This is a genomic window from Bacillus songklensis (genome assembly GCF_042649685.1).
GTDB classification, from domain to species: Bacteria; Bacillota; Bacilli; order Bacillales; family Bacillaceae_H; genus Bacillus_BA; species Bacillus_BA songklensis.
The window spans coordinates 131,459-144,836 of record NZ_JBHRZT010000067.1 but is presented as its reverse complement, the minus strand read 5'-3'; the positions used below and the strand labels follow the sequence as shown (position 1 = coordinate 144,836).

At 41.0% G+C, this 13,378-nt stretch carries 12 protein-coding genes; 5 read left to right on the top strand and 7 right to left on the bottom strand.

Features of this window, described 5'->3' with window-relative positions:
• Positions 1–4: 4 nt before the first annotated feature.
• Complete coding sequence (locus ACFOU2_RS15885; RefSeq protein WP_377916776.1) at positions 5–349, bottom strand: DUF2294 domain-containing protein; 345 nt, start codon at positions 347–349, stop codon at positions 5–7.
• Positions 350–1,082: 733 nt separating this feature from the next.
• On the opposite strand from ACFOU2_RS15885, the gene fdhF reads away from it, so the two are divergent.
• The 3 genes from fdhF to ACFOU2_RS15870 all read left to right on the top strand — a co-directional run bounded on the left by fdhF (position 1,083) and on the right by ACFOU2_RS15870 (position 5,852).
• Positions 1,083–4,004 carry a formate dehydrogenase subunit alpha gene (fdhF, locus tag ACFOU2_RS15880; protein ID WP_377917013.1) on the top strand — a complete coding sequence of 974 codons (2,922 nt, stop codon included), beginning with the start codon at positions 1,083–1,085 and terminating at the stop codon, positions 4,002–4,004.
• A gap of 16 nt (positions 4,005–4,020) precedes the next feature.
• The gene (locus tag ACFOU2_RS15875) at positions 4,021–4,500 is read left to right on the top strand and encodes a DUF1641 domain-containing protein (protein ID WP_377916774.1); all 480 of its coding nucleotides are present in this window, start codon (positions 4,021–4,023) and stop codon (positions 4,498–4,500) included.
• 299 nt (positions 4,501–4,799) lie between these two features.
• Entirely contained in the window at positions 4,800–5,852 is a 1,053-nt protein-coding gene (locus ACFOU2_RS15870) for a P-loop NTPase (protein WP_377916772.1), read from the top strand.
• Between the two features lie 148 nt (positions 5,853–6,000).
• Here the strand turns inward: ACFOU2_RS15870 and ACFOU2_RS15865 are convergent, their stop codons facing one another.
• Positions 6,001–6,639 (bottom strand): serine/threonine protein kinase, encoded by a 639-nt coding sequence (locus tag ACFOU2_RS15865; RefSeq protein WP_377916770.1) that lies wholly within the window; start codon positions 6,637–6,639, stop codon positions 6,001–6,003.
• Between the two features lie 288 nt (positions 6,640–6,927).
• On the opposite strand from ACFOU2_RS15865, the gene ACFOU2_RS15860 reads away from it, so the two are divergent.
• Entirely contained in the window at positions 6,928–7,545 is a 618-nt protein-coding gene (locus ACFOU2_RS15860) for an L-2-amino-thiazoline-4-carboxylic acid hydrolase (RefSeq protein WP_377916768.1), read from the top strand.
• A gap of 66 nt (positions 7,546–7,611) precedes the next feature.
• Positions 7,612–8,169, top strand: a complete 558-nt coding sequence (locus tag ACFOU2_RS15855; protein ID WP_377916766.1) for a PadR family transcriptional regulator — start codon at positions 7,612–7,614, stop codon at positions 8,167–8,169.
• Between the two features lie 35 nt (positions 8,170–8,204).
• Here ACFOU2_RS15855 and ACFOU2_RS15850 read toward each other — a convergent pair whose 3' ends face one another.
• The 5 genes from ACFOU2_RS15850 to ACFOU2_RS15830 all read right to left on the bottom strand — a co-directional run bounded on the left by ACFOU2_RS15850 (position 8,205) and on the right by ACFOU2_RS15830 (position 13,116).
• On the bottom strand, positions 8,205–8,558 hold the full coding sequence (locus ACFOU2_RS15850) for a hypothetical protein (protein WP_377916764.1): 354 nt from the start codon (positions 8,556–8,558) through the stop codon (positions 8,205–8,207).
• A 155-nt stretch (positions 8,559–8,713) separates the two neighbouring features.
• On the bottom strand, positions 8,714–8,893 hold the full coding sequence (locus ACFOU2_RS15845) for a hypothetical protein (RefSeq protein ID WP_377916763.1): 180 nt from the start codon (positions 8,891–8,893) through the stop codon (positions 8,714–8,716).
• Between the two features lie 525 nt (positions 8,894–9,418).
• Positions 9,419–10,498, bottom strand: coding sequence for a Ger(x)C family spore germination protein (locus ACFOU2_RS15840; protein ID WP_377916761.1), 1,080 nt, complete (start codon positions 10,496–10,498; stop codon positions 9,419–9,421).
• A complete protein-coding gene (locus ACFOU2_RS15835) occupies positions 10,495–11,586 on the bottom strand; it encodes a GerAB/ArcD/ProY family transporter (protein ID WP_377916759.1) in 1,092 nt (363 codons plus the stop codon). Before ACFOU2_RS15835 ends, ACFOU2_RS15840 begins: the two co-directional genes overlap by 4 nt.
• Before the next feature lie 27 nt (positions 11,587–11,613).
• The gene (locus ACFOU2_RS15830) at positions 11,614–13,116 is read right to left on the bottom strand and encodes a spore germination protein (protein ID WP_377916757.1); all 1,503 of its coding nucleotides are present in this window, start codon (positions 13,114–13,116) and stop codon (positions 11,614–11,616) included.
• Positions 13,117–13,378: the final 262 nt, after the last annotated feature.

The window sequence follows — 13,378 nt, the reverse complement described above, 5'->3', positions numbered from 1 at the left end:
CTCCTCATATTATGTTTTTCTCAAAAATAAACACGGAAACAGCGACGTCTTCTTCCACCTTCATGTCGGAAAACAAATGAACAAGCTTGGCACCCATCAACTCTTCCATCCCTTCCGGCGTTTTTTGGGCATACACTTCTTGGATCATTTTCGTTCTCGCGTTGTGTACGGCATCTCTCCCATCCGGAGTTCCCGCGATAAATTTTTCCGTCGGGGTTAAATTCCCATATAAAGTAGAAACGGCCATATTTTCTACAAACACGGTGTGAATGCGTTCAGGCCCTTTGCCAAATAGGTCTTTCCGAAGTTTTCGAATAATATCGTTAAATTCATGTACTTTTTTTGACACGTTTACAATCCCCTATCCTCCAAATGAATATTTTTGTTTTATATTCTTTTTCTTTCTCAATTTCATAATCATAAATCAACAATTACAAAAAAAAAAGTAATATGATGGATTTTTTTTGTCTAGCTTCGCAAGCCAAACCGTACGGCTGGTTCGCTTCTTCCTGCGGAGTCAAAGAGCGACTCCTTCTCTGAAGCTCCAACATCCTATCGGTTTAAACGGGCTTGCTCCGCTTTTCTTTTTTGTCCAGCTTCGCAAGCCAAACCGTACGGCTGGTTCGCTTCTTCCTGCGGAGTCAAAGAGCGACTCCTTCTCTGAAGCTCCAACACCCTATCGGTAAGAGCCATGGATGGCGAGAATTTCGACGTTAGCCACAGGACGTGGCTGTTCTTAGTCGAAATGTGGCTTGCTTCCGCTTTTCTTTTTTAAAACTTCTTGAATTTTCATCTTTGGTTCTTGCCATTTCAATGGTTCTACGTTAATCTTTTTAGTTTTTGTTGTATCTTTACAAAGTTAGCGCTATAATGTTACATGGCTAAGATGGAATCGTGATAGAGGTCCTGTTATGGTTCTATCGGTCTACAAATTGAATTGATGGATTGGTAGATTAGTAAGGTCTGCTAATGAACTATTCCACCATAAGAACAACAAGCCTTCCTATATTAAGTATTAAGGTTTGTGTACTTATGGTGGTTTTTTATGGTTTATAAAGGAGGTTTCTAGATTGAGTGACAAAATGATGAATGTCATCATCGATGGCAAAGAATATGAGGCTAAAGAAGGGTCGACGATTTTAGAGGTCATCAACCAACACGGTATCGCGCATCCGCAAATTTGTTACGTGCCTGAAGTCGATCCGATTCAAACATGTGACACCTGTATCGTCGAAGTGGACGGAAAATTGGTTCGTTCCTGTTCCACAAAAGCCTGCAGCGGCATGAATGTCGAGCTATCATCAACTCGTGCAAAAGAAGCGCAGCATGAAGCGATGGATCGTTTATTAGAAAACCACTTATTGTACTGTACGGTTTGTGACAATAACAATGGAAATTGTACGTTACATAATACGGCCGAGCTCATGGAGATTGAGCATCAAAAATATCCGTACAGACCGAAAGTGGACCCGACGGAAGTCGACATGTCCCATCCGTTCTACCGCTATGATCCGAACCAATGTATCGCATGCGGTCAATGTGTGGAAGTGTGCCAAAACCTTCAAGTAAATGAAACATTATCGATCGACTGGGAAGCAGAACGTCCTCGTGTTATCTGGGATGATGGCGTTTCCATCAACGATTCTTCCTGTGTGAGCTGTGGCCAATGTGTGACTGTTTGTCCATGTAATGCCTTGATGGAAAAATCAATGCTTGGCGAAGCCGGTTTCATGTCAGGACTGGAAAAAGACATGCTAAACCCAATGATTGATCTTGTAAAAGAAGTAGAGCCAAGCTACAGCGGCATTTTTGCCATTTCTGAAGTGGAAGCAGCGATGCGTGACACACGCACAAGAAAAACAAAAACGGTCTGTACGTTCTGCGGCGTAGGATGTTCATTTGAAGTTTGGACAAAAGGACGCAAGATTCTTAAAGTTCAACCTTCCGATGGACCGGTTAACGCCATTTCTACTTGTGTAAAAGGAAAATTCGGCTGGGATTTCGTCAACAGCAGCGAACGTATTACAACACCATTGATCCGTAAAGGCGATGCGTTTGTTGAAGCAACTTGGGACGAAGCATTAGACCTTGTTGCCAGCAAATTAGGTGCCATCAAAGAAGAGCATGGAAGCAATGCGCTCGGTTTTATTTCTTCTTCCAAAATGACAAATGAAGAAAACTACTTAATGCAGAAAATGGCCCGCCAAGTATTTGGAACAAATAACGTGGATAACTGCTCTCGTTATTGTCAATCACCGGCTTCATGGGGATTACAGCAAACAGGAGGAATCGGCGGCGACTCTGGAACGATTAAAGATATTGCGGCTGCCGGCCTTGTCATTTTAGTCGGCTGTGCGCCTGCGGAAGGACATCCGGTTTTAGCGACACGCATTAAACGTGCACATAAATTGCACGGCCAAAAATTAATCTCTGTTGACTTGCGCAGACATGAAATGGCCGATCGTGCGGATCTATTCATCCGTCCTAAGCAAGGAACAGATTATGTATGGCTTGCAGCGGTAGCTAAATACATGATTGACCAGGGATGGCATGACCAGAAGTTCATTGATGAAAAAGTGAATTTCTTCGATGAGTACGTTAAAATCCTTGAACGTTATACATTAGAATTTGCAGAAAAAGAAACAGGAATTAAAAAGGAAACATTGATTCAAGTAGCCGAAATGATCCGTGATGCAGACGGCACAGCTATCTGCTGGGGAATGGGTGTTACACAAAACATTGCCGGTTCCTATACATCTGCTGCTATCGCTAACTTGCTTCTTATTACCGGGAATATGGCCCGCCCTGGTGCAGGTGCTTTCCCATTGCGCGGACATAACAATGTACAAGGTGCTTCTGACATGGGAACAATGCCAAATATTTTCCCTGGTTATCAGCAAGTTGCCGATGATGAAGCCCGTGCGAAATTCGAAAAAGCATATGGTGTCAGCATTTCACCGAAACCAGGTCTTGATAACATTGAGATGCTTGCAGCGATTGACCGCGGTGATCTAAAAGGTATGTATATTGCCGGTGAAGAAATGGCATGGGTTGATGCCGATTCCAACCATACACAGGAAATGCTTTCAAAACTTGATTTCTTAGTTGTACAGGAAATTTTCTTTTCAACAACTGCCCAATTTGCAGATGTTATTTTGCCTGGTGCACCTTCATTGGAGAAAGATGGAACATTCACAAACACAGAACGCCGTGTTCAGCGTTTATATAAAGCTCTGGATCCGCTTGGCAACAGCAAGCCGGACTGGCAGATTTTCATGGAGGTTGCTAAACGTTTCGGCTATGAATGGAACTACACGCATCCGAGCGAAATCTTTGCGGAAATGGCCAGCTTGACACCATTCTTCAGCCAATGTAATTACGACGTATTGGAAGGATGGAACAGCTTTAACTGGGGTTCACCAGATGGATCAAACACACCTGTGTTGTTCCTGGACGGCTTTAACTTCCCGGATAAAAAAGCACGCCTGGCGCTGTTTGAATATGTTCCGCCTGTGGAATATCCGGCTGAGTTTGACTTAACGCTCAACAACGGACGTTTACTTGAACAGTTCCATGAAGGAAATTTGACCACAAAATCAGATGGAATCAACAAAAAGCTCCCTCAAGTATTTGTGGAAATTTCACCGGAATTAGCGCGTGAGCGCGGTGTGAAAGACGGTTCTCTTGTCCGTCTATCATCTCCATATGGTTCCATTAAGCTCAATGCGTTAATAACTGACCGCGTTCATGGAAAAGACATTTATGTACCAATGCACTCCACGAGCCATGAGACAGCGGTCAACCTGCTTACAGGAAATGGATTCGATGTTGTGACGCACACACCTGCTTATAAACAGACAAAGGTACGGATGGAAGTAATTCGTGAAGACGGCCAGATTCCATTGCCAAAAACAAGCCCAAGAAATAAAAAGCGCCATCCGCAAAACGGTGTAGAAGTACAGCGTAAGTGGCAGCGCCCGGATTATGTATCATTAGTCGATTAATAGAGGAGGTGTGAACATGGCAAAACCGATTACAATGATTCAAAAAAATGCACTGACAGAAGAAGAAATGAAACAACAAAAGCTGGAAGAGCTAAAAGCTCTTCTAGCCGACAACGATCAGGCACTCAACCAAACGCTTGAAATTGTCCGGGAGCTCCATAACAGCGGCATACTCGAAGCCGCAAATTCGATGCTTCAGGCAAAAGACAAAATCGCCAAAATCGCCCTTGGTCAGGTTTCACGTAAACCAATCACCAATCTAATCAACAATGCAATGGGCGCGGCAGGCGCGTTAACGAATATTGACCCTGAAATGACGACAAAACTGGTCAATAGCGTTGTTACAGGAATGAACGAAGCAAACCAACATGTACAAAGCAAGAAACAAGTCGGACTTTTTGATTTGATGAAAGCCATGAAAGATCCGGATATAAACCGTGCAATCGGTTTCGGTATGCATTTCCTTAAAGGCATGGGCAAAGGATTAAAAGACTAAACAAAGAGTGCTTAAAAGGACAAGCTATCCTTTTGACTTCTCTTCATAAATCACCGTTCACTTTAGCTTGTTGACGAAACATGAATAAGGAGGAACGGTGATTTCTTTTCTTAAAATTTTTGAAGGAATGCTGTTTAGACTATTTCCATTTAGGAAATAACTTCTCCTATCAATAGATTGACCTGCCCTTTCGTGAAAGGGCCCATTTCATTTATAGATAAATCCTTAAAGTATAGGGGACAGCTGACAAGTCCCCTTCCTTTTTAAAATTTTAATAGAGCTAGAAAGCGAGTGTTATCATGTTAACAAAGGAACAAGTATTAGAAGCTCTTAAACCCATCCAGGATCCAGAGCTTCATAAAAGCCTTGTAGATTTAAATATGGTAAAAAATATTCAAATAATAGATGGCGTTCATGTTCAACTAGAGGTCGTATTGACGATTCAAGGATGTCCTCTGAAAGCCAAAATCCAACAAGATATCGAAGATGCCCTTCGAAAACTTGGCGCTGCCTCTGTTATGCTAAAGTTTGGAGTGATGTCAAAAGAAGAACTTGCCGCTTTAACACAGTCTCTTAAAAAAGAAGTAACGACTGACACGGGGGTGCCGAAAATGCTGCGTCCTGATTCCGGCGTAACATTCATTGCGATCACAAGCGGTAAAGGCGGCGTAGGTAAATCAACAGTCACCATCAATCTCGCGGCAGCATTGGCCCGTGCAGGAAAGCGTGTCGGCATTATTGACGCGGACATCTATGGATTCAGTATCCCGGCCATGATGAAAATTGATCAAAAACCGACGATGATCGATCAAACTGCGATTCCGATTGAAAGTTATGGTGTGAAAGTCATGTCGATGGGCTTTTTCGCTCCTGACAATAACCCTGTCATGTGGCGCGGCCCAATGCTTAACAAATGGATTCGGAATTTCTTGGTCAACACCCACTGGGGAGAATTGGATTACCTTCTCCTTGATTTACCTCCTGGGACAGGTGATGTCGCGATTGATGTGGCAGCCATGATTCCTCAAGCAAAAGAAATTATCGTCACCACTCCGCATAATGTAGCCTCTTTTGTCGCTTCAAGAGCAGGTGCGATGGCGGTTCATACAAAACATGAGATCATTGGTGTCGTGGAAAACATGGCCTATTATGAAGAAAAAGACGGAACGAAAAAATATTTATTCGGCCAAGGCGGTGGAGATGCGCTTGCAGAGCAGTTAAAAACAAATGTAATTGCCCGAGTTCCATTTGCTCAGCCGGAAGAAAACACCGGATCTTCTGTATATGATGAGGACTCATTAATCGGTGAAGTGTTTACGAGCTTAGCAGAAGATATCATTTATAATGGATGATATAAAAGAAGGGGATGTCCTCCCCTCTTTTAAAGAAAAATACAGGTATTCCAGTGGAAACATAAAAAACTTGGCATTTGCCAAGTTTTTATTTTATTGGGATATAAATGTCCACGATTACTGCTTCCTCTTAAACATCCCTCTTCTTTTATTTTTTAAATCTGCGATAAAATCGGTATGAATGGCGTGCCACATCCAACAACCAATACGGCACGCGAAGCCGATATTTGTAAATGAACGGCAAATAAACGCGATAATAAGCTTTCACTAAGTCTTTCCATTTCCGGTCTCGCCCTTTTTTGTAAAAGTCCGATACATCGACCACATATCCTCTGCCTTCATTCATTATGATATTTTTCCCATGAACATCTATCGGGTTCAATCCTCTCTTTTTCGCATACTCGAGCGCTTTGTTGATGTCTTTAATGACACTTTCGGGAATTGGAATTCCCTTGTGAACCGCTTCATATAATGTTACGCCGTTTAGGCGTTGTAAAATCAAGTATGTTGGCCCGCTTGCGATAAGCTTTGAATAGGCAGGGTGAACCCCTAACCGATGGTACACGCTCACTTCTTTTTCCACACTTTCGTAATGATGGGCATACACTTTCACGACCCAACCTTTAAACTGGCGATGCACAAATACTGCCGCATAATTCCCTCTTCCGATGCATTCCCATCCATCCGGGACTTCCTGCACGACAATGGGGTTATTCAAAACGGGGGCTTGCAATTTCACATTCGGTAAAAGTTCTTGTTCCACTAACTGAATTAATCGTTCTCGCATGTTACCATCCTTACAAATGTCAGGCTTCTAGTTATTCCAAACCTCTTCATCATCCATTATGATTTTCTTTAATTGTCTCTAATCATAAATTTTATCGTCTACTAAATCAATAGCTGGATGAACATTGTTCATTATTTTTCATATTGAACAGCTGCTCCTATCATGGTCATTCTCCTTCGTTATATTTTCCTTAACCTATTTACAATAAAAGGTAAATTGTGTTATTTTTAATTCAACGTTATATACTCAACATTGAATAAACAATCTTAATGAAAAGGTGGCTTTTTTATGATGAAAAAATTCATCGAGAAACAGTATTTTAAAGGATTAAGTAAAAAGGTAGACGGTGACATTGTTCAAGAGATACAACAACGCTATAAAATCATTCTTCAAGAAAATCAATCATGGATAGTGGATAAACCGACGGAACTGAATATTATCTTCACATCAATGGTACTTTCTACATTCCAAACCTTAAAGGATCGTTCCATCAAAGACTGGGAATCCATCATTCGATACAGTTTAGTTGAACACAGCCAGGAAAAGCAGCGTTTCTTCATGAAACTGTTTTTAAGGCTCGATCCGACTCCCTTTAAACGAATCGTGAACATCTCCAAATGGAAACAAGTGAATCATTATGGGGATCAACATTTCCAATATGATATTTTGACGGATACTGATCGGAACTATCACTTTCATATAAAGAAATGCTTCTTCTTTGATTTTTTCCGCTCACATGATGCATTGGAAATGATGCCTCTCTTTTGCAGCCTTGATAATATATGGGGGGATTTATTGAAAAACCCAAAGTACGGCGTTCGCTTTGAGCGTCCTCAGCTTTTGTCAAAAGGCGATCCTCACTGCTCCTTTCAATTCGAAAATTTAAGACATAAATCTTTACATTAATAGTTAAATTATGTTATTTTTATCTCAATATACTCAACGTTGACTAATGTAGATTGGGGAGGCTTTATGACAAGATTAATGGTATTAGGTCTTTTACGAATGAAGCCGATGTCCGGCTATGAAATCCAGCAACTTTTGCAAACTAGCCAGACCGATAAATGGGCAGGCATTCTCCCTGGTTCCATTTACCACGCGTTAAAAAAGATGGAAAAAGAAGGATTGGTGGAAATCGAATCGGTCGAAACGACAGGCCACCGCTCAAAAGCCATTTACAAAGTGACCGAAAAAGGCGTAGACGAATATGATCAACTATTGATTGATTCGTTTAAACAATCTTCGGTTGTCCTGCCTACCGTTTTTTATACCGGTCTGTCTATGCTGAGCATGCCGAATAACCGTGTAAACGTGAATGAACTGATGAACGCTGTGGAAGAACAAAAACGAATTCTCCAACAGGAACGACAAGCACTTGAGACCGGGATGCACACCAAAGCCCGCCATATGAAAGCGGGAAAACTGACAGAACTCACTTTCACCAATATACTCGGCCAGTACGATTTGCAGCTGCGGTTTTTAGATGAAGTGATCGAAGAGCTTCAATTCATGAAAAATGATACCCATTAAAAGAGGCCGCTGTTTTTTTAACGGCCTCTTTTTCATTATGTAGTTTGCAATACATTCGGAATGTAAGGCTGTTTTACATCTTCTTTTCGGCTGACCTCATCGATTTTGTTCACAAACATTTGGAATACCTTTCGTTTTTCTTCCAAATCTTTTATTTCTTCCTTCAATTCGTTGTATTTCTCCTCAAAAGGCTTATGATATAATTCCCGAATGTTATTGATGATTTCATCATTTACCGTTGATTGAATCACTTGCTTTGTAATCCCGTATTTATAGGAATAGAGTTTTAACTCTTGTTTCACTTTTTCATACTCCTCATCGATTGCACCTAATAGTTCGGAGATTTCTTCTTTCCATTCCTCTAACGATTTTTTAATGTATGAATCCATAAGGCTCCCCTTCCTTGCCGCGTTCTTCTAAATCACTTAAGGTAATATAGGTACTAGTTACCTCTTTCATTATACCAAGGCTGTTTTACAGCTGCTTTTCTAGAGCATTACATTGTTTTACAATTTTTCTTGTTTTGTCATAGAGTTGATATATTTTAGCCCTTCCCTTTTTCCTTTTCTATCAACTTACGGACCGTCTCTGTCGGACTCCAGCAATTGAATTGATACTTTGGATCTGTTTCATATCCTAAGCGGGAACAAAAATACGTCATACCCCTTTCTGTTTTAACTGGTTTAAAATGGATGCAAGTCGCACAGCAGTGAAATCGTTTCATCCATAACATCTCCTATTCTATTAAAATCGGGCAGTGAGCAAAACAACAGCATCTTCTTAAAAATATATTATCTAACGAAGGTATTGGACAAGCTTGATTCAGACAAAATAAAGGATGTACTTTCCATTTAGCTAAAGCAGCATTTACGGATTTTAAAGTACCAGGACCGGCACGATATTTAATCCATTACTATATATACCACCATTTCTCATTTTTGTTTATGTTTTTCATGACAAAAAAAGTCCTTCGTATGACAAAACGAAGAACTTTTACAGAAAGGCGGTGCTGAGGATGGACAGCAATACAGTTACGGCTGTATGTGCCATTTTTTCAGTAGTCATTGGATTAAGTACACTCTTATTCAATGTCCTGCTGAGCAAGTCCGATAAAGACAGGAACTAAACAGACCTGGTGTAGAGCGTATCAAGTGCAAGTGTGCTTGACACGCTTTTTTCATGTATGGGTAATGCTTGTTCCCGTAGCCGTCTTGCTCGTTGCCGAAAACAAGAAAAAATAGTGTCCCGCTTATTCTAAAATGCCCTTTTGTATAATCTTAACATCAACATTGACTCGAAAGTCCGTTGAAGGGTATTGTCCCTCCCATTTTTCTTCGCTCCAGTTTCTGGTTACATATTTAACTCTGCTCCCGAATCGAAGAGGATCTATGCCCTTTTCTTGGAATTTGCGAATCATGTTAAGTGATTTCTTTTCAAGGTCCTTTGCTGTTTTCTTTTCTATTTCTTGTAAATTTCGGTTTCCCTTTAAATTTACCCCTATTTCATCTTCAATAAATCCCTGCATCTTTACATAGATGGAAATACGAGGATGATCATTTCCATTCTTGATCTCATATTTTACTTTAGACTTGATCGTTTCAATCTCCAAATAACCATCTTCTCCCGCTTCTACCTCATACAAGCCATTCTGAAAGTTTTCCAGTAACATTTTAAAAACGAAGCTGTCCCGAAAAGAGATCGAATCAACATATTTATCATCATCAAATAACGCCAACCCTGTTATCTCAATTTTATCTTTATTTTTTTTAATTAAAGGAAGAAAAGGGTCCATCCCTTTCCCGTCATAAGTGTAAAAAAAATCATGTATGTTAAAATGGGGAACATTTTGCTTCATGTTATGCTCCATCATTTCCAGCAAATATTCCGAAACATTTGAACTGGACGGATAGTTCCCTTCCAATAACTTTTTCGTGTCTTCCTCAACGATCAAAAGATAGAGAAGTCTTCCAATTCTTGGATCCCTTCCTAATGCATCAACAAATGGAAACAGTCCCCGGCGTGCTAATTCTTCATCAAAAAGGACGACCTTCATTTTCCCAAGCCGAATCGGTTTAGGCGATTGCCCCTGTAAAATTCTTTGAACATCTTTCATTATATGTGAAACAGACGTAAACGTCTCCGTTTTAGAACTTGCGCCTTGCTGTCCTTGAGTGAAAATAGTTGTAGCAGCCGTTGCCCTCACTTTATTCTCACCGGCTTCATCCACCCCAAGCGTTTGGACGAGCTGGATATTTTCAATGCTTGCGGAAGGGGTGCAGCCTGCCAGTACAATGACAATGAATAATAGGAGACTCCTTTTTTTAATCATTGGTTCCTCCTTACTTTCAATACAATGAGTTGAGTAATAAAAAGAAACGGTATGTAGCCGTAAAGAACATAAAATCCCGCTTTCGATACAAGGGTATTCAATAAGTCAATCTGAGCACGCGTTACCAACAGCCCGCACCCTAGTAAAGTGATAACCCCGAGGGCGAACATGATCATCTTGGAATTCAAGGAAAATAAGCGGTTGATTCCTTGATAAGCTGCCCACAAACTCAAGCAAATATTGGACAAAACAACCGTCTCCCAAATGCCGAGACCAGCATACTCAAATCGTTCAATAAAAGGCAAATCAACAATTTTCCACAAAGTTAAAGTAGCCCAAGTAATGCGCTGTAATTGCCCTTCACTAAAATAAACGTAAGAAACGAGTGCCGTGATCAAGTAAACGGCGGTCGTGAAAAGAACCCCATAGTGAGCCCATTTTTGAGAGCTTTTTGCATGTTTGATAAAAGGATAATATAAAAACAAAAGCTCAATCCCAATAAAATTAAGAGTCATCGTTTGTGCGGCTTTCATGATGTCTCCAGGAGAATGATCGAAAATCGGCAGTAAATGTTCAAAATGGCCGTACTTTAATGGAAAATATTTGACGGCAAGAAGCGGCAGCCCGTAGAGCACGCTAAAAAAACAAATACCCGTCACGACGCGGAATCCTCCCGCTACAAAAGAGAGGGCCAGCAAAATAAACACACCGCTGTAAATCCAGGTGGACAACTCTGGAAATATCCATACTTGTACGATTTCCGTAAATGTCCGTAAAACGGTGATCGCAAGCACAAGGCAATAAAGGACAAATAAAAAGGACAAAAATCCGCCTATCCATTTCCCGAACAACTGGGCATGCGTTTCAATAAGATCTCCATTGCTCTTATCAAGAATTTTGTAAGACAGCCAGAGCGCGACATGCATCCCAATTCCCGCGAGAATAATGGAGATCCAGGCATCATACCCGGCATCCTTGGCAATATAGCGTTCAAATCCGAGAATGCCCACTCCTATTTGCATGGAATGGATAAGATAAAAAGTTAAAAATGAAGAAACTTGTTCTTTTTCAGTTATTACAGGCTGCATAAGCCACCATCTTTCCCACACTTTTTATTACTTATTGTCTTTTTTGGCAAGAGCGCGACCTTTGTCAAATCGTGCCGAATCCTCCGGGCGCATCTGAATCGGCCGCTTTGCCTGCCAGCTGAACGGCAATCGAAACAAAGCGTCCCTTAAATCCTTTATGCGAAGAGGATAGATAGGCGCTAAATATGGACGTCCGATTGATGTAAGCTTTAGCAGATGGGCTAGAAAAAAGCTAAAGCACATCGAAACACCTATAATTCCCCAGAGTTGGGCAAATAAAAGAAATGGAAAGCGGATAAGCCGGATCGTATTACTCATCTGATAAATAGGTGTTGTAAAGGAAGCGAGTGCTGCCAATGCAATAATGATAAGAAGTACATTGCTTGTTAATCCTGCTTGCACTGACGCTGTCCCGATTACGATACCGCCTACGATACCAATCGTCTGGCCGACCTTCGTCGGAAGGCGCGCCCCGGCTTCCCGCAGCAATTCAATGGTAAGCTCTAATATAACGGCCTCTATAATGGGCGGAAACGGAATTGCGGCTCTGGATGAAACGAGCGTAGCCAGCAATCTAGTTGGGATCATTTCGTAATGGTATGTTAGGACCGCTACATACAGGGGCGTTGATAAGACCGAGAACATAACGGCCCCAAGTCGAATTAAACGAAAGCTTGAGGCAATGTGCCACGGTAAAAAATAATCTTCAAAAGCCGAAAAGAATTCTACTAATGTGATCGGCACGGTAAAGGCGTGTGGAGAACCGTCAACGATAATGGCGATTTTCCCCTCTGACAACACGCTTGTTACCCGATCGGGCCTTTCCGTATCAACAAACTGGGGAAAAGGCGAGTTGCTGTTATCGGCAATCATTTGAGTAATAAAGGAACTATCCGAAATCTGGTCATATTCCAAGTCTTGAATCCGCTGCATAACGGTGTTGATATTCTCCTGATTGGCAATTCCATCAATATATAGAACGACTACCCTGGTCTTTGAAATTTTCCCTACCCGAACTTCTTTTACTTGCAATTGAGGAAGAGGCAGTCTTTTTCGAATTAAATTGATATTCGTATCCAATGACTCTACAAAAGCCTCTTTCGGACCAACAACGCTAAACTCAACCTCGGGAGTGGTTACCTGCCTTGTTTCATTAGCGACAGCCGATATAAGAACCCCTTTGCGGTCCTTCTCTTTCATTTGAATAAAAATATGACCACTCATGATTTTATTCTGAATTTCTTCAACACAATCCGTGATAACTATGTTTTCGATTGGCAGCAGCTCCCCAATATCTTCAAGGTTTCTGAAGTCTTTTTTACTTAGGGGAGATAAAATATGAGTATGTATAAAATCTGGATTTACAAGCGTCTTAATATATGTAACCTGGCATGACTTCCCGTCTGTTTCAAAAGTGAAATGAAGAAAATCGCTGGAACCTGACAACGTATCAAATAAACCGGATAGAGTAGGAGCAGGCTTGCTTGTTTGAGCTTTTTTCTTTTTTTTGGACTGAAGCCAGTTAAACATCTTCATTCACCCCCACCATATCAAGGCCGTTAGAAAGGAGCCTTTACCTTCTTGAAAGCCCGTTCGATTTGTTTTTGGCTTTCTAGTACATAAACGGATAATAGAGAGAAATTGTCCCTTTCCTTCAAAAATAATAAGGAAATAGATTTCTCCATTCCCAAAAATTATGATCGATTGTCACGATTTGCAAATGATACTTCTATTATCTATAAATGAAACCATCTTTATACAAAAAGACGAAGATTTATAAAAGGGGGAGAAG